At 36.6% G+C, this 16,004-nt stretch carries 14 protein-coding genes; 7 read left to right on the top strand and 7 right to left on the bottom strand.

Translation table 11 applies throughout. From position 1 onward, the window contains the following. The first annotated feature begins 314 nt into the window (after window positions 1–314). From AB3I20_RS06495 to AB3I20_RS06485, 3 genes are read left to right on the top strand one after another with little or no spacing between them, the layout of a single operon-like run. Complete coding sequence (locus tag AB3I20_RS06495; protein WP_075491403.1) at window positions 315–2,078, top strand: PTS mannitol transporter subunit IICBA; 1,764 nt, start codon at window positions 315–317, stop codon at window positions 2,076–2,078. Window positions 2,079–2,092: 14 nt separating this feature from the next. Beyond that, complete coding sequence (locus tag AB3I20_RS06490; RefSeq protein ID WP_067483960.1) at window positions 2,093–2,530, top strand: PTS sugar transporter subunit IIA; 438 nt, start codon at window positions 2,093–2,095, stop codon at window positions 2,528–2,530. Between the two features lie 12 nt (window positions 2,531–2,542). After that, complete coding sequence (locus AB3I20_RS06485) at window positions 2,543–3,694, top strand: mannitol-1-phosphate 5-dehydrogenase (RefSeq protein WP_067483962.1); 1,152 nt, start codon at window positions 2,543–2,545, stop codon at window positions 3,692–3,694. 115 nt (window positions 3,695–3,809) lie between these two features. Here the strand turns inward: AB3I20_RS06485 and AB3I20_RS06480 are convergent, their stop codons facing one another. The 3 genes from AB3I20_RS06480 to AB3I20_RS06470 are packed head-to-tail and all read right to left on the bottom strand — an operon-like array spanning window position 3,810 to window position 8,020. Next, window positions 3,810–5,981, bottom strand: coding sequence for a transglutaminase family protein (locus AB3I20_RS06480; RefSeq protein ID WP_368027112.1), 2,172 nt, complete (start codon window positions 5,979–5,981; stop codon window positions 3,810–3,812). 12 nt (window positions 5,982–5,993) lie between these two features. Beyond that, window positions 5,994–7,061, bottom strand: coding sequence for a DUF58 domain-containing protein (locus AB3I20_RS06475; RefSeq protein ID WP_368027111.1), 1,068 nt, complete (start codon window positions 7,059–7,061; stop codon window positions 5,994–5,996). A 2-nt stretch (window positions 7,062–7,063) separates the two neighbouring features. Next, complete coding sequence (locus AB3I20_RS06470; protein ID WP_231885413.1) at window positions 7,064–8,020, bottom strand: MoxR family ATPase; 957 nt, start codon at window positions 8,018–8,020, stop codon at window positions 7,064–7,066. 337 nt (window positions 8,021–8,357) lie between these two features. Here AB3I20_RS06470 and AB3I20_RS06465 point away from each other — a divergent pair, with 337 nt between their 5' ends. Continuing rightward, entirely contained in the window at window positions 8,358–9,650 is a 1,293-nt protein-coding gene (locus AB3I20_RS06465) for a hypothetical protein (protein WP_071869155.1), read from the top strand. A 73-nt stretch (window positions 9,651–9,723) separates the two neighbouring features. Then, the gene (locus tag AB3I20_RS06460; RefSeq protein ID WP_067483967.1) at window positions 9,724–10,320 is read left to right on the top strand and encodes a prevent-host-death protein; all 597 of its coding nucleotides are present in this window, start codon (window positions 9,724–9,726) and stop codon (window positions 10,318–10,320) included. A gap of 75 nt (window positions 10,321–10,395) precedes the next feature. Here the strand turns inward: AB3I20_RS06460 and AB3I20_RS06455 are convergent, their stop codons facing one another. Next, complete coding sequence (locus tag AB3I20_RS06455) at window positions 10,396–10,803, bottom strand: hypothetical protein (RefSeq protein WP_067483968.1); 408 nt, start codon at window positions 10,801–10,803, stop codon at window positions 10,396–10,398. Between the two features lie 215 nt (window positions 10,804–11,018). Here AB3I20_RS06455 and AB3I20_RS06450 point away from each other — a divergent pair, with 215 nt between their 5' ends. Next, window positions 11,019–11,483 (top strand): hypothetical protein, encoded by a 465-nt coding sequence (locus AB3I20_RS06450; RefSeq protein WP_067483970.1) that lies wholly within the window; start codon window positions 11,019–11,021, stop codon window positions 11,481–11,483. Window positions 11,484–11,677: 194 nt separating this feature from the next. On the opposite strand, the gene AB3I20_RS06445 is transcribed toward AB3I20_RS06450, so the two are convergent. Continuing rightward, window positions 11,678–12,415, bottom strand: a complete 738-nt coding sequence (locus tag AB3I20_RS06445) for a DUF2087 domain-containing protein (RefSeq protein ID WP_067483972.1) — start codon at window positions 12,413–12,415, stop codon at window positions 11,678–11,680. 200 nt (window positions 12,416–12,615) lie between these two features. Between AB3I20_RS06445 and AB3I20_RS06440 the strand changes: the two genes are divergently transcribed. Continuing rightward, window positions 12,616–13,500 (top strand): phosphate ABC transporter substrate-binding protein PstS family protein, encoded by an 885-nt coding sequence (locus tag AB3I20_RS06440; protein WP_071869133.1) that lies wholly within the window; start codon window positions 12,616–12,618, stop codon window positions 13,498–13,500. A gap of 67 nt (window positions 13,501–13,567) precedes the next feature. Here the strand turns inward: AB3I20_RS06440 and AB3I20_RS06435 are convergent, their stop codons facing one another. Both AB3I20_RS06435 and AB3I20_RS06430 read right to left on the bottom strand, forming a co-directional pair. Continuing rightward, on the bottom strand, window positions 13,568–15,295 hold the full coding sequence (locus AB3I20_RS06435; RefSeq protein ID WP_368027110.1) for an ATP-binding protein: 1,728 nt from the start codon (window positions 15,293–15,295) through the stop codon (window positions 13,568–13,570). Continuing rightward, window positions 15,292–15,996 (bottom strand): response regulator transcription factor, encoded by a 705-nt coding sequence (locus AB3I20_RS06430; protein WP_067483978.1) that lies wholly within the window; start codon window positions 15,994–15,996, stop codon window positions 15,292–15,294. The genes AB3I20_RS06435 and AB3I20_RS06430 overlap by 4 nt, the downstream gene beginning before the upstream one ends. Window positions 15,997–16,004: the final 8 nt, after the last annotated feature.

The raw sequence follows: 16,004 nt of genomic DNA, 5'->3' as shown, positions 1-16,004 counted from the left end.
TCTTTTGAAATGACGCAAGCTATATGGAGGAGTTGTTTTGGGAACACTGAGGAGAAGGCTGTGAAAGAAGTGTTCAACTCCAATAAATAAAAAAATTACCAGAAATTGCTTCTCAAATTTTTAAGCAATTTGAGCTTATTTGGAAGAAGTTACTTCTGGAACACCGTTTATTTTGAAAAAAGAGTACGACAATCGTCGTGCTCTTTTTTTATACTCTCCATGTTTTGGCACAAACCTTTGTGCCAAAGTACGACTATTTATGTATTTAGTAAGCGGATACAATTAAGCCATAAAGAAGAAAAGGAGCTAAAAAAATGGAGCAGACGATGAATACCAAAGAAAAAGTTTCACTGAAAGCACGTGTTCAAAAATTAGGAAGTACCTTGTCTAGTATGGTGATGCCCAACATTGGAGCACTAATAGCATGGGGTGTCCTAACAGCTTTATTTATTCCAGATGGCTATTTACCGAATGAACAATTTGCGACAATGGTTGGTCCAATGCTGACTTACTTGATCCCGCTATTGATTGGTTACACTGGTGGAAAAGTAATCGCAGGTGATCGAGGCTCAGTTGTCGGAGCCATCGCAACGATGGGCGTCATCGTGGGGACAGATATTCCAATGATGCTTGGCGCGATGATTATGGGGCCTTTGGGCGGTTATGCAATAAAAAAATTCGATCAGGTATTTCAATCACGAATTAAATCAGGCTTTGAAATGTTAGTTAATAATTTTTCAGCAGGATTGATTGGTTTTGGTTTAGCTCTAGTTGGTTTTACCGGGATTGGTCCAGTTGTGGATGGCTTGACACAAGCGATGGCCCAAGGTGTAGAAGTTATTTTAAACGCGCACTTAATTCCACTTACGAATATTTTTATCGAACCAGCGAAAATTTTATTTTTGAATAATGCAATCAATCATGGCATTTTAACACCACTTGGAACAGAGCAAGTCGCAACAGCAGGTAAATCAATTTTGTTCTTATTAGAAGCCAATCCTGGCCCTGGCTTAGGTGTGTTATTAGCTTTTACTTTCTTTGGCAAAGGCGCAGCAAAATCTTCTGCACCCGGTGCAATCATTATCCACTTCTTAGGTGGAATCCATGAAATCTATTTTCCATACGTCATGATGAAACCGCTTTTGTTCTTGTCGGTAATTGCAGGCGGAATTTCAGGAAGTTTCATTTTCCAATTATTAGATGCAGGACTACGCGCGCCAGCTTCACCCGGATCAATTATTGCTATTTTAGCAATGGCACCACTTAGTTCTTATCTACCAGTGTTATTAGGTATTGGAGTTGCAACCATCGTTTCATTTGCAATATCTGTAGTTATTTTAAAGGCAGATGCTCGAGAAGAATCAGAAAGTTTTGAGCAATCGGTTCAAGAAATGAAACAAGCCAAACAAACTGCTAAAGGCTTGACTATTCGTCCAGAGACATTTTCATCAACTAAAAAAATTATTTTTGCCTGTGATGCAGGTATGGGTTCAAGTGCAATGGGAGCTTCAATTTTAAGAAAAATGGTTCAGAAAGCTGGTCTGCCACAAGCCGTGACAAATCAAGCGATTAGTCAGTTAGTAGATGAAGAAGGGACGCTAATCATTACCCAAGTTGAATTGCAAGAACGAGCAAAACAAAAAGCACCACATGCACAGTTTGTTGCAGTTGAAAACTTCTTGAATTCACCGAGATATGACGAGGTAATCCAACAATTAAGCCAAAAAGAAACAACCGAAACTAGGGAACTAATGGACGAACCATCAATCGAAATCGGACCACAAGACATGAGTAAAATCCAAAAAATCGTGATTGTCCACGACCAACGAGCAGGATCGGCAACGATGGGAATCAATGTCTTAAAGAAAGTGCTTCAAAAAAATGATATTCAAATTCCATTAAAAAAAATCAAGATTGATGAATTAGCTGATGATGAACATTCATTGGTACTTGCTCAAGAACATTTGACGAAAGAAATTCAAGAGCTTGCACCAAATGCTCTTCACTTACCAGTTGAAAGCATGGTTCAAATCAAACATTATGAAACCATTGCGCAACAGCTTAAAAAATCTGCTTAAAAAAGGAGAAAACAATGAAAGCACTAGATTTTAGTATGATCGAATTAAACCAAGCATTTGCTTCTAAAGAAGAAGCGATTCGTTATTGCGGAGAAAAGTTAGTTGAGGCGGGCTGCGTGGATGAAGCATACATCGACTCAATGATTCAACGTGATGAGATGTTATCTGTCTATATGGGAAACTTTATTGCTATTCCTCATGGGACAGATTCAGCAAAAAAATATGTTAAGAAATCTGGTATCTGTGTAGTACAAGTACCCGAGGGAGTCAATTTTGGAACAGAAAATGAGGAAAAAATTGCGACTGTGTTATTCGGCATCGCAGGTGTCGGAGAAGAACATTTAGCGTTAGTTCAACAAATAGCCTTATATTGTAGTGATGTTGACAACGTTGTTCAGTTAGCAGATGCATTAAGTAAAGAAGAGGTTTGTGAAAATTTAGCGATTGCATAAGGAGAGAGAAAGATGAAAGCAGTACATTTTGGAGCAGGAAATATCGGACGTGGATTTATCGGTGAAGTGTTAGCAGAAAATGATTTTGACATTACTTTTGTGGATGTCAATCGTGAAATCATTGATGCGTTGAATGAAAGAAACGGATATGTTATCGAACTTGCGGATGAGTCAAAGAAACGAATTGAAGTCCAACATGTTTCTGGAATCAATAATCAAGAAAATCCTCAAGCCGTAATTGCTGCGATTGGCGAAGCAGACTTAGTGACAACTGCGATTGGACCCAACATTTTGCCTTTTATCGCAGAATTGATTGCTAAAGGGATTGAGCAACGAGAAAAAGTACAGAATACAACACCTTTAGATATCATTGCTTGCGAAAATATGATTGGTGGTTCAGCATTTTTAGAAAAAGAAGTCCGTAAACATTTATCACAAGTTGATTTTTTAGAGAAGTATATTGGTTTCCCCAATGCAGCAGTTGACCGAATCGTTCCGTTACAAAAACATGAGGATCCGCTGTTTGTTCAAGTTGAACCTTTTAAAGAATGGGTGATTGCAGATCACGAACGAAAAAACACAGCAATCGAATTGGAAGGTGTCCTTTATGTAGCCGAGTTAGAACCTTATATTGAACGCAAGCTATTCAGCGTAAACACTGGACATGCAACAGCTGCTTACACGGGTGCTCTGCTAGGCTATCAAACGATTGATGAGGCAATGCAAGATGCGTTAGTTGTCGCACAACTAAAATCTGTGTTGCATGAAACAGGAAATCTGTTGATTGCGAAGTGGGGTTTTGATGAAAAGCAGCATGAGCAATACATTGAAAAAATTATTCAACGTTTCCAAAACAAATATATTTCCGATGCAATTAGTCGTGTTGCGCGGACACCTTTAAGAAAATTAGGAAATCAAGAACGCTTTACTCGACCAATCTTGGAATTAAAAGAAAGAGATATTGTTTCACCACATTTGACTGCGACGATGGGTATTATTTTTAACTATTATGATCCAAACGATGAACAAAGTTGCGAACTTTATGAAATGAAGCAAACAAAAAATATCGAGGAACTGATCCAAACCGTGACAGGAATCAACGATGCGAAAATGATTGGCGCAATCAAACAAAATGTGGAACGCTACGATAAACAAGTTGCGTAATGAAAAGTTCGACCATTACATCAGATAAAAAAGAGGCTGGGACTCATCAAGTTCCGGTCTCTTTCTAATTTCTAAAACAAGTGAAAGCCACTTGTCTTTTAGTAGCATGAACAATTTAGTTTCGTTTAGAAAAGAAATGAAGTGATTTACTGATTGTTTTAATAATAGTCAGATAAGTTTCTTTATCAAAATGCATCGCTTGATTTTGTCCATAAATAGTTTCTTCATAGTTTTTGGTTAGCTTGATTAAATGTTGATGCATTGAAATCGCCTTTTCGACACGATAACTGTAGTCCTGTAAGCTTTCTGCGCGTTGTCTTGGAAATAGCTTTTCTACATGTGCTAGCAATTGTTGATAGGTTCTTTGACTATCCGAAGCGAAAAAAGCCACTTGGTAATAAAAAATGTGCCAACGAACTTTTTGACGAAAGGAAGGAATGAGTAATGGGACGAGCAAAAATATGAATAGAAAGAAAACGACGAATTTCCATAAAGACCTATCTGCGATTGTTGTATCAGAAAAAATAGGGTTATCTTCTGTTGAAGTTATTGCCTCTGAACCAGTTGTTGAGGAAACTGCTGTCGTTTCGGCTGCTGACGATTGTGACTGACTTTCTGGAACGGCTGTGGGAGTCGTTTCCTGCTCACTTTGTGCAGTTGCTGGGTTTGCAAATGCTGGTGTGGGTTCAAAAGGTAACCAGCCAAAGCCAGGAAAATAAACTTCTGGCCAAGAGTGAGCATTGCTATTTAAAATACTGTATTCCTTGAGCTCATTACTGTGGCTACCTGTTTGATAACCCATAGTAAAACCTTTTGTCCAGCGCGCAGGGATACCAAGTGTACGCAGTAAAACTACCATAGCCGAAGAAAAATTATCACAATAACCAACTTTAGAATCAAATAAAAAGTGATCGACATAGTCACGATTTGCAGGTGTGTGTGGTGTATCGACTTTTGAATAACGGAATTCGCCACTACTTTTCAAGTAATCTTGGATTGCAAGAACTTGATCGAGTAAGGTTGTTTTGGTAGTTGTTATTTCTTCAGCAAGAGAAGTTATTCGTTTTGGTAAATTTTCTGGTAGCTGAAGCTCTGTTTGATGTTCTGCTTGATCTGCACCAGTTAAAACACTATCGACTAACATCTCATAAGTATAAGAAAGATTGGTAATAGTGAATGTCGCTGTGAATGATGATGATTTATCTAAGACAAAACGTTGAGTATCTGGTAAGAAAAATAACGCACTATCCTGCATTAATGGAAATGCCGTAAGACTAGAATTTCCATAAGAGTAGGGAAGAAAAGTCTGTTCTTCTGTTGTCAACTGAAGGGTAGTTGGTTCAGCAACGATTGTTTCTGGATAATTGAGTAATTGGTGTGGCAACTCGTTTATTTTAAAAGAATCTCGACTATTTTCTGTCCAACCAGTACCAGTATAGACTCCTTTATTCTGGATTTTATAATAATGACCAGATTCTTGAACTGCCGTAAAAACGATGTCCGTTTGATCGTAGATTGGTCCCCCAAGAGTTTCATCATTTTCACTGAATCCAGTTCTTGAACGTCCTGCTTCTTGAAATGTACGAATTCTAGCATACAGTCCTTGTTTGTTGAAGAATTCTCTGACAGGAGCGCTCTTTGCTTCAATTATTTGTGTAACTTCAGGTAATCGTGTAGGAATCCAAGCACTAATGCTCAGCGAGCCAAGCAAAATAACCGTAGCAAAGAAGACGAAGAGCCATCGGTTACTCTTTTTTGGAAGTAATGATAACTGACGAATGAAAAGATAACTGAATAAAATGATAACAATAAAAATACACTCAGTTAACAAATCAAATTCGCGGAAAATACTTAACATCATGAAATAAAGCACCAGTGCTAGAAAGGGAAGCGCCCATAAGTCATAATCAATGGTTAGAGTAGCTAATAAATAAACAAGACATAACATGAGAATGAATGCTGGCAATTCAGGAAAGTAATGGAACTGATTGGTGACTAATTCGTTAAATTCGGATTGGATTTGGCTTGTCAGCTCAAAAAACCAATTACTTCTGACTGTTGCTGGAGGAAAATAAACAAACAAGCTAACCAAGATAGCAAAAAAAGCTAAAATTACTCGAATAATTTTAGAAGAAACCAGTCGGATAATCAGACAGAAGATACCAATAGTAGCAATCAACGGTAAACTTGTGGTGAGATCATTCGCAGTTAAAAAAGTTGGAGCGCCTGCACTTAATAGAAAGAAGGCGTAAAAGCTTCGCCACCATTTTTTCGCCGAAAGATTCAACTTGAGCACCTCCTAACTAAGTTTTTTTAATGGAAACTTTCGTTGACTCCCATCTTGTATAAATAGTTGATTATTTTCAAAATAAATGACGATAACGTTGATGGCTTGCTTTCTCCAAGTTGAAAGTTGTTCATGGACTGCTAGAGAGAGTTCTGGAACAAACAGAAGTATCTCCTTGAAATCACGGACACTAAGGTCTGGTTGTTGTAGGTAATCATCTAAAGCACGTAACTGCGCAAAGAAAGCGGGAGAAATTTGTGTACCTTGATACTTCTGTTTAGCAAAAATCAGTTGATTTGGATAAGTTTTCTGGTCATAAGAAGCTAAAAAGGAAAAATATAAATCAAGCATTTTTTCAAAATTTGTTGCCGTTCCCCAAAAGAAACAGATTAAGTCAGTTTGTTGAACAGCAGGCTCATACTCACGAGAAAGCCATTGTTGATAGTAAGCGGAACGCTTCCAATCAATTTGTTTTAACGAATCGCCTTGACGATGCTCTCGAATCCCAGCAAGATTTTGAGAAGGTAAGAAGTTGTTTTTTTGTTGTTTACGTGTCAAAAAGCGCGCTAATTTTTGTGCTTCAGGTAATGTGTTATTTGGTAAGACTAGGGGGGTGAATATTATCTGTTTTGTTTTACTTTTTCGAAATAAACCTAAATAATCATAAGCGATGAATTGGACTGAAATTGTTTCAAAAATTCCTCTTTGTTGTGGCGTCCAAATGACTGATTGTTGTTGTTCTTTTTTTGAAATCATCAAAAAAGTCTGTGCTTCTGGTATAAATTCTTCTGGAAAATGTAATGTTAGGCGTGGTAAAAAAAGTGTTGGGACTTGTGACTTAGCAATGCGAACATTGACTGTTATTGAATTGTCTCGATAAACAAGTGTAGGAACGGTGAGAACCAGCTTGATTTTTGATAGTCGTCTGCTTAAGGAAAGCCAACTGAAAGTAATGTATAAGGTAAAGAGAATGACTAAAAACCAGCCAAATTGTTGATTAAATAAAAGCGTGAAGAGTAAAAATAAAAAATATATTAAAAAAATACTGCTATTAATGAGGTAATTCCAGTACTTTTTCATAACTATTTTACCGGAATTGGGATTTGTTTGAGCATTTCTGCTAAGAGTAACTCAATTTCTTCATCGGTCAACGAACGATCATGAAATAATAGACGATGTTTAAAAACAAATGGCAAGAGAACTTGAAAATCTATTGGTGCAACATATGTCCGCCCCTTGATGACTGCGTGGGATTTAGCCGCTTGAATAAAGGCTAAACTACCACGTGGACTGATACCCAATTTAATTGCTGGATGATTACGTGTAGCAGTGACTAATTCTAGCGCGTATCGTGCGACTGAAGGGTCAAGATACGTTGTTGAGACAATTTGCTTGATAGAAGTGAGGGTCTCTTTGGTGAAAATGACTTTTAATGTCGCTAAAGACTGTTCTTGTGTTTCCAATAATAAAGACAGTTCTTCTTCAAAAGAAGGATAACCAATGTGTAAACGGAATAAAAATCGATCAAGCTGTGCTTCTGGTAACGGATAAGTTCCTTCATATTCAATTGAGTTTTGCGTTGCTAAAACGAAAAAATGATTATCTAAAGGATAAGTTTGATTATCAATAGTAATATGTTTTTCTGCCATGGCTTCGAGTAATGCTGCTTGAGTTCGTGGAGTTGTTCGATTAATTTCATCTGCTAATAAAATAGTAGTGAAAATCGGTCCAGGACGGAATTCGAACTCCTTTGTTTTTGTATTATAAAAAGAAAAACCCAAAATATCCCCCGGTAAAAGGTCTGGCGTAAATTGAACGCGACTAAACTCACCTTGTATTGTTTTAGCCAAAGCTTTTACAAGTAATGTTTTTCCGACACCAGGAACATCTTCAAATAAAAGATGTCCACCAGAAAACAGAGCAACGAGCATTAATTCGATGATTTGTTGTTTTCCCACGATGACTTTTTGAACCTCGGCTATTAAATGATCGACTTTTTCTTTTACTTCATGTATTGTATTTTCGTTATTTTTATTCATTTTTCACATCACCTTCTCATAAAAAACTTGTTTCTTTCATTGTAAAGGAAGCCGTACATTCCTACAAGCAAAGCAGTTTTGCTTAAAATAGTATGTTTTATCGATCTAAATTAAAAAATAAATGAGTTTTTAATGAAATAAATAGAAAATAAAAAATTGTTGAAGCTTTTTGCGTAGTTTATTACGACAGGTTTCTCTTCTCAGTGATCTAATGATGTGTGCAAAAAAGGAGGCAACTGTTTTAGCCAAAAAATGATTTTCCACAAAATTTTGTGATATCCCTGCGAAAAAAGCATACAGAGAAGTAGAGGATCGTAGCTTGGCTGGACCAAAACATATGAAATGGCAAAAATTGTTATCAAAAAATTCACAAAATTTATTTTTGCTGATGAATCAAATGAAAGATCTGACTTGGAAAAAAGCAGATCTTGCAGAAAAATTAGGTGTCGATGTCAAGACAATTGATCGACATTTAAGGCGTTTAGAGGTAATTGATTTTCCTGTACAACTGATTTACCAGAAAAAGTCGGTACGGCTGATTTACAGTTTAGGATACAGTGAACCTTATCTGCTATTTGATTTTTTGATTCATTCTGCATCATTTCGATTGTTGAAAGATTTAATTTTGGAAGAAAAGTATCAAGAAAATTATGATCGACCAACACAAGAACGTTTGCGAAAATGGTTGGGAGAGTATCACCTTTCTTTCTCTTATAAAAAAGGACAGATTTTTGGTTCAGAGAGGAAGGTTCGTTACTTACTCTTTAGTTTTTTGAAAGATTTTCCACATTTTTTTGTTGATGATGGAGAAGAATCTTTTTCGGAAATTTTTATTCGTTTGTTAAAGCAACGAAAACGATTGTCTTCAGTGGAAATTTTAGGAGATAACCAAACGATGTTTTTTGAATTGTTTCCAGAACTACTTTTTCGAGAAGAACAAAAGCTATCCGTAAAAGAAAAAAACTATCTGTGTATTGTGAGATTAAGTTGTAATGTGATTACCAAAAAGCGTTGGGAACGACTAGAACAAACGAAAGACTATCGAAAGCTGACAATTGTTACCGAAAAATTAGATTCGTTTTTTTGGTTAAATAGTGATTTTGAAACGTTCAACAAGCAAAGAATCACGCAAGTTCTTTATCAAGAGTGGTTGCGTTATTCAATTGGAATCCAGGAACGTTTATCGGACGAAGAAGTTCAGGAGTATCAACAAACATTGAATACTTTTCCTAATGCAAAAGAAAAACTTCATCAATTTCGATTAGCAATTCAACAAGCCTTGACGCATCCATCTGTTAGTTGGGGCCTAAATTTATTAAAAACAATGCAAGAACGCGGATACTTAGAAGTGCATCCACCCTCTGTAAAAATTGTTTTACTCTTTCGTTTTGACCATGAAGAAGCAAGACGGTTAGCTAGAATTTTGGATACCGCGCTTCGTCATCGTAAACGGACGTCTATTCATGTGTGTACGAGAAGTAAACCACCACATTATGCAGATTTGATTATTACCGATCATTTTTCACCGTTAGCTTATTCTAAAGAACAGAAAACTTATTTTTACCATTCTTCTCTTGGCGTGGAACAACTGTTAAAGGATCTTGACGAATGGATTTCGCTAAAATTATAGAATCTTCGATGAATAAAACCAAAATTTACTGTGCTATGCTATAATAACCTTGATAAAAAAGGAGGGAACTTCGTTGGAATTAAAGAAATTAGAGGTCCCAACATCTTCGATTACAGAAGTCAAACGATCCCCCATGGATGTATTTGCTCAAGCAAGAGAAGCCGGGACTGGTGTATATATTTTTAACCGAGAAAAAGTGGCAGGTGTTATGCTGACTCAAGAACAATATGAAGCATTAGTTCAAGAATTAGATGACCTACGCGAACAAAAAGTAGCAAACAAACAGCAAATGTCAGAGATGATTGCCGAGGTAAAACCATCATTTGAAACAACTGCAGCGACAACCAATGAACCACCTGTGACATCAGCGGTAGCCGGAATGGAAGAGTTGGTAGAAACACTTCAAAAAGTACTCATTACAGGAATGCCAATCGTAGCAAAAAATTTAGATGAACGAATGGTTTCACTTGGCTTTATCACGAAGAAAACAGGATTTGGCGGTGTCGTTGCCATGTTGGATGAACTAAATGAAACTGGAAAAATCAGTTATCAATTACGAAAAAGACAACAGGACCAATCCGTTATTGCAGAAATTATTGGGGAACAAGAAGCAAATTCTCCTGTTTTTGATAAATTGCTAATCAAGAAAATTTATATTCATGAAGGATAAAAAATAAGAGAGTCGCAACTAATTAGTTGCAGCTCTCTTGTTTTTTTGCGGATTAAAAAGGGTGAAGATGAAAGACTATTTTTGTGCATTCTTTCTAATTGTCGAAAGTGAAACTTTCTGGTTACGACTTTGTTTCGAATATGTAAAGAGAGTTGCCCAAAAAGCGCCAAATGCTTGAGGAACTAAATAAAGAAGCCCGAAAATAAGTACAAGCTGTGTCGGTTCAAAAGGTTGATAGAAAAGTTGCCAGTCAGAAAATTTTAAAGAATATATGTAAGAAACAATAGTGGAAATGATATTTCCAACAAGTAGCAGTCGCATTTGTCCTTTGATCTTCATCAGAAATCCACCAAGGATCGCGAGAAAGATCAGAATAATGAAGCCGGAAACCGAGTGATAATGAAAATCAAGCAATAACACAAGATACAAGTATGGAATCAGGAACAGCAGCAAAAAAATTTTTGACAGGTATTTTGTTAACATAACTAAAAACCTCCTTATACTTGTTTAAAAACCTTTAGTATAGTTATATTTTAAAAAGAAAAAAAACATTAAGCAAACCTTATCACACAATTTGTAGGTTAAATGAATAAACTCTCATTCCCTTATCTCTAAAAAAAAAGTTTTTCCCCCTAATTTTTTTAGAGAGAACATTGTATAGTGATAGGCAAGAAATTTTTATTTTGGGGAGGAAGTAAATGAGACAGAAAATCATGGGTAGACGTAGTTATTTATTTTTTTGGTTTTTTCCACTTCTTTTGCTTCCGTTTACTTGGGTGAATGCAATCGTTCAAGGAGCCGAGGTGTTAGGTTTGATTCAGGGAAGCGGATTTTTAGTAGCACGTAATTTTCCAACATTAACTATTTTTTATTTGCTAGTGAGTGTTAGTTTGTTGATACCAAGGTCTCTGATTAATAATTATAATTGGAAGCTGATTTACTTTTCTTGTATGTTGATTTTTACGTCGATGTTTGCATTATTACCAAGAATGATTATTGGGCCAACAGGACTTAGCCAAAGTGGCTTGAAAGACTTATCCGACTATTCCGCTATGTATTTTTTGACAATCCGTCCATTATTTTATTTGGCGGCTGCGTCATTTATTGTTTCAGTAATCATGTATTTGTTCGTTGAACTGAGAAGACAAGACCGCCAGAAATAGTTTCTTCTATTTAAAAAAGTGTTGAAAACTGTTCTAAAAATTGGCTTTCTTTTGATCAAATAACAGTATAAATAAAGTTTAAAAGGCAATTAAAAAAGAGATGTGAGCTTTGTAGTGAACCCAAAAAGTCTAAGTTTTTGGGCAGTACATTTGCTCACATCTCTTTTAACGTTGGTGACAACAAAGGATAAGTTTTATTGATTTAGCCAATATGTTTTTCCATCAGTTGTACGTTGCATAAATCCATATTCAATTAAGTAGCGGCGAGTCGAAACGAAATCTTCGACGTGTTGTTTCAAAATATCATTGATTGCACGCTCGGAATAATTTTTTTTCGGATCAAATTTTTGTGTTAAATAATTTAAGAGAATGATTTTTCTTTTTTCTTTACTTGGAAAAGTTTGAATAAAGTCATTATCATCTAAATAAGTTTGTAAGATTTTTTCCTGTTCAGCGGACGTGATGTTGTATCGTTCATCTAGCATTCGCGCACCTGTGTGAGGTGAAATGAATGTTTGACCACTTGCTGGTAAAAGCTTCATAAGAGCAGTGAGTCGTTTGGCTTGGCGCTCTTTTTCTTTTAATTTGAATCGATGATTTCTTACCGTTGATGGGGAGATTCCTAGGCGCTGAGCGATCACAGTGTCGCTTAAATTTTTTTCAAACAGTTGGATGATTTCGTATTGACTTTCGGATAACCCTAACGATTCTCTAGATAATTGAAGTAGGGCATGCAAGGGGCCACCATGTGCCAATCGAAGATGTTGTGTGATCGCTCCTTTTGCAGTTTGAAGTGCGCTAGGCGTAGTCAAATCTGGATAAATTTTTTCGAATTGAAAAGTTACGTCACAATAAAGGCACTGATAAGTTTCATGTTCAATTGTCCAGCCATTTAGATAATCTTGTTGTTCATAAAGTAATTCAGTTTCCATATAAAAACCTCCTTGTTTGCGTTTATATTAACATTTTATCGTTTTGTTTGTAAAATAATAAACATAATTATTTTTGGTTTATTTTAGATTTTAAACTTTACAGGAAATTTACAGAAGTTCACGAATTGTTTACAACATCCATATCTGAGCTTTACAGTAACTTGTTACACTTTACTTGTAACTAAGAGAGGAGTATTTGAATGAAAAAATTATGGTATTCTTTAGGCATCATTGGTTTCTTATTAGCAGGTTGTGGTTCGTCAGGTACAAGTACCGACTCAACTGCGCAATCAGATAAAGCAGGTTCAGAACAAGTAAAAATTGTAGCAGTTGGTTCAACTGCATTGCAGCCATTAGTTGATGCTGCACAAGATAGCTTTACCCAAGAAAACTCAAATTATCAAATTTCTGTTCAAGGTGGCGGAAGTGGCACAGGGCTAAGCCAAGTGTCAGACGGCGCCGTGACAATTGGAAACTCAGATGTTTTTGCAGAAGAAAAAGATGGAATCGACGCAACTAAATTGGTTGACCATAAAGTGGCTGTTGTCGGAATGGCACCAATCGTCAATAAAGATACTGGCGTCACAAATGTTTCTCAACAGGAATTGATTGATTTATTTACAGGAAAAATCACAAATTGGAAAGAACTTGGCGGAAAAGATCAAAAAGTCACAGTGATTAACCGTGCAAATGGTAGTGGAACTCGTGCTACTTTTGAAAAATGGGGATTGAATGACGAAACACCTGTGCAATCACAAGAGCAGGATTCGTCAGGAACGGTTCGCCAAATCGTTGCACAAACACCAGGAGCAATCAGTTATCTTGCCTTTTCTTACTTGGATGAAACAACTCAAGCTTTGAGCGTGGATGATGTGAAACCAGAGGAAAAAAATGTGGCAGACAATAGCTGGAAAATCTGGGCATATGAGCATATGTATACAAAAGGAAAACCAGACGCAGCTGTTCAAAAATTCTTGGATTACATGACAAGTGAAGATGTCCAAGAAGGACCAGTTAAAGATCTAGGTTATCTACCAATCACATCAATGAAAGTTGAACGTGATGTTAACGGAGAAATCAAATAAGAATATGAAAAAAACAGCGACGAAAATCGTATCGATTCTCGTCGCTGTTTTTTTTATGTTAGTCACTTCATAAAGTAACTTCGAAAGTGGAGCCCACACCGGGATGACTTTCCATAGTAATCGTGCCGTGTAATAATTTGACATAGTCTTTGACGATTGCTAGACCTAAACCTGTTCCTCCAGAGTGTCGGCTGCGTGCTTTATCAACGCGATAAAAACGTTCAAAAATTCGTTCCTGGTCTTCTTGATCAATTCCAATTCCAAAATCTTGGACAGAAAACCATAAGTGATCATCTACACGATAACGAATAATAATTTGGCCACCTTCTTTTGAATATTGGATGGCATTTTCAATCAAGTTTTTGATAATTGGGTATAAAATTTCTGACTGAATGGTAAATGCGCCATTATTCCCCAGCAGTTTAACACTTAATTTTTTCTGTTTGATAAAGGGTTGGTAGCTTTGAATAATTTGTTCAAAGTAAGATTCTAGATAAATCGTTTGTGATTCATATAAATTTTCACCATCTTTAGATAACTGAATGATTTCGCGAATCAACTGATCTAAACGACGAGCATCTTTTTGCATGATTTCTAAAAAAGTAGTTAATGTTTCTGGATCATCTTTGGCACCATCAAGAAGTGTTTCCGTGAAGCCCATCAATGAAGTAACCGGCGTTTTTAATTCATGAGAAACATTTCCAACAAAATCTTTCTGGACTTTTTCGAGCCGACGAACTTTGGTTAAATCATAAGCTACGCCAAGAATTTGTCCAGTTCCATCTGCATTGATAAAGTAACGTAAACTGATGTCCAACGTTTGATTGCCTTCACTTAATTTGATTTCTTGCTGAACTAACGGATTCGTAGCAGAAACCTGATGAATCAAATGGATTAGCTGAGGTTCTTGAATGACCTCAGCATAAGGTTGCGAGGTCAGATAAGTCGTAACCCCAAGATGCATCTGCATTTTAGGATTTAGTAAACGTAAATGCGATTCGGAATCAATTAGAAAGACGCCAATCATTAATTCGTTCAGCAACGTGTACAACTGTTCTTCAGTGGTTGCGTAAGCACGATACATATTACTCATTTGTTCGCTTAGTGCGTTGATTGTTTGATAAAGTTCTTCCCATTGATCTGAAGTTTGCATAATGACTTCTGTTTCTTCGGGGTCGTTGACCATTTTTTTCAACACAGGTAGTACGGTATGCAAAGGTTCATTTCGCTGATAAGCAAAATAGGCGATCATTCCTGAAAGGATGCAAAAGAAGAGAAGAAAGAACAAGAATACCCAACGACGAAAATTTTCTGTGCGTGGTAAAAATCCGCTTGTTGGCTCGGCAATTCGGATCATGGCTTTTAATTGACCATTTTCTTTAATCGGTAAAGCGACATAGAGAAGCTGTTCATTTAAAGTCACACTTTGACGTAAGGAACTTCCCAATCGCCCACCGTCAAGGACAGCTTTGATTTCGGGACGAGTGTTACGGCTACCTGTCAGGTCATCATCACTGGTATCATACAAAACATTGCCATTAGCATCTAGTAGCGTGATTCGTTCAGAAGATTGATGAACAAATTCTGTCAAGGTTTCTTTGTTTTCCATTGAGTCAGGATTTGCCCAAGTAAGTTGTCGCGTTAATAGTTGTGCTTTCTTGGTCAAGTATTCTTCTTGTTGTTCAATAATTTGCTGTTGAAAATAATTTGAAATCAGTTGCCAACTACCAATAAAAACTGTTAGGAAAACGACCAAGAATAGGATACGTCTTGAGAAAATTTTCCAATTTTTCATAGTCGAGGCTCCTGAAATTTGTACCCAAATCCACGGACAGTTACTAAATATTTAGGATGTTTTGGATCACGTTCGATCTTTTCTCTCAGGTGACTGACATGAACATCGACGATTCGACTTTGACCAGCAAAATCAAAATTCCAGATACGTTCGAGCAAGGTGTCTCGATCAATTACGCGATCTTTTCGTTTCATAAAGTAAACTAACAATTCAAATTCTTTGGGAGTCAGTTCAATCAAACGACCGTCAACAGTGACTTGAAAATTAGTTAAGTTAGCGATGATTTGACCAACTGTTAAATATTCTGGCTCTTCTTCCTCAGCAGGCTTGCTTCGAGGTTCCATTCGACGAAAGATGGCTTTCATTCGAGCTAATACTTCGCGTGGGCTAAATGGTTTAATTAGGTAATCATCGGCACCAATTTCTAAGCCTAAAATTCGATCAATCTGATCATCTTTAGCGGTTAGCATCAAAATGGGTGTATCATTTTTTTCTTGGCGAAGCTTCTGTGTAATTTCCATGCCATCCATTGAAGGAAGCATCACATCTAAAATAATAAAATCAAAGGCTTGATCTAAAGCAAGTTCTAATCCCTCGCGTCCATCCGTTGCACTGGTAACTTGATAGCCTTCTTTTTCTAGGTTAAAGGTTAATAAAGTGACGATGGAAGGTTCATCATCAACAACTAAGATTTTTTTCATAAGCGCTC

The sequence above is a fragment of the Enterococcus sp. C50 genome, from assembly GCF_040887505.1.
In the GTDB taxonomy this organism is placed as follows: domain Bacteria; phylum Bacillota; class Bacilli; order Lactobacillales; family Enterococcaceae; genus Enterococcus_B; species Enterococcus_B thailandicus.
This window is presented reverse-complemented; position numbering and strand designations above follow the sequence as displayed.

What these genes read in the sequence shown, in the direction of transcription:
- AB3I20_RS06495 (WP_075491403.1), top strand. Translation starts at nt 315, where the DNA reads ATGGAGCAGACGATGAATACCAAAGAAAAAGTTTCACTGAAAGCACGT.
- AB3I20_RS06490 (WP_067483960.1), top strand. Translation starts at nt 2,093, where the DNA reads ATGAAAGCACTAGATTTTAGTATGATCGAATTAAACCAAGCATTTGCT.
- AB3I20_RS06485 (WP_067483962.1), top strand. Translation starts at nt 2,543, where the DNA reads ATGAAAGCAGTACATTTTGGAGCAGGAAATATCGGACGTGGATTTATC.
- AB3I20_RS06475 (WP_368027111.1), bottom strand. Translation starts at nt 7,061, where the DNA reads ATGAAAAAGTACTGGAATTACCTCATTAATAGCAGTATTTTTTTAATA.
- AB3I20_RS06470 (WP_231885413.1), bottom strand. Translation starts at nt 8,020, where the DNA reads ATGAATAAAAATAACGAAAATACAATACATGAAGTAAAAGAAAAAGTC.
- AB3I20_RS06465 (WP_071869155.1), top strand. Translation starts at nt 8,358, where the DNA reads ATGAAATGGCAAAAATTGTTATCAAAAAATTCACAAAATTTATTTTTG.
- AB3I20_RS06455 (WP_067483968.1), bottom strand. Translation starts at nt 10,803, where the DNA reads ATGTTAACAAAATACCTGTCAAAAATTTTTTTGCTGCTGTTCCTGATT.
- AB3I20_RS06450 (WP_067483970.1), top strand. Translation starts at nt 11,019, where the DNA reads ATGAGACAGAAAATCATGGGTAGACGTAGTTATTTATTTTTTTGGTTT.
- AB3I20_RS06445 (WP_067483972.1), bottom strand. Translation starts at nt 12,415, where the DNA reads ATGGAAACTGAATTACTTTATGAACAACAAGATTATCTAAATGGCTGG.
- AB3I20_RS06440 (WP_071869133.1), top strand. Translation starts at nt 12,616, where the DNA reads ATGAAAAAATTATGGTATTCTTTAGGCATCATTGGTTTCTTATTAGCA.
- AB3I20_RS06435 (WP_368027110.1), bottom strand. Translation starts at nt 15,295, where the DNA reads ATGAAAAATTGGAAAATTTTCTCAAGACGTATCCTATTCTTGGTCGTT.
- AB3I20_RS06430 (WP_067483978.1), bottom strand. Translation starts at nt 15,996, where the DNA reads ATGAAAAAAATCTTAGTTGTTGATGATGAACCTTCCATCGTCACTTTA.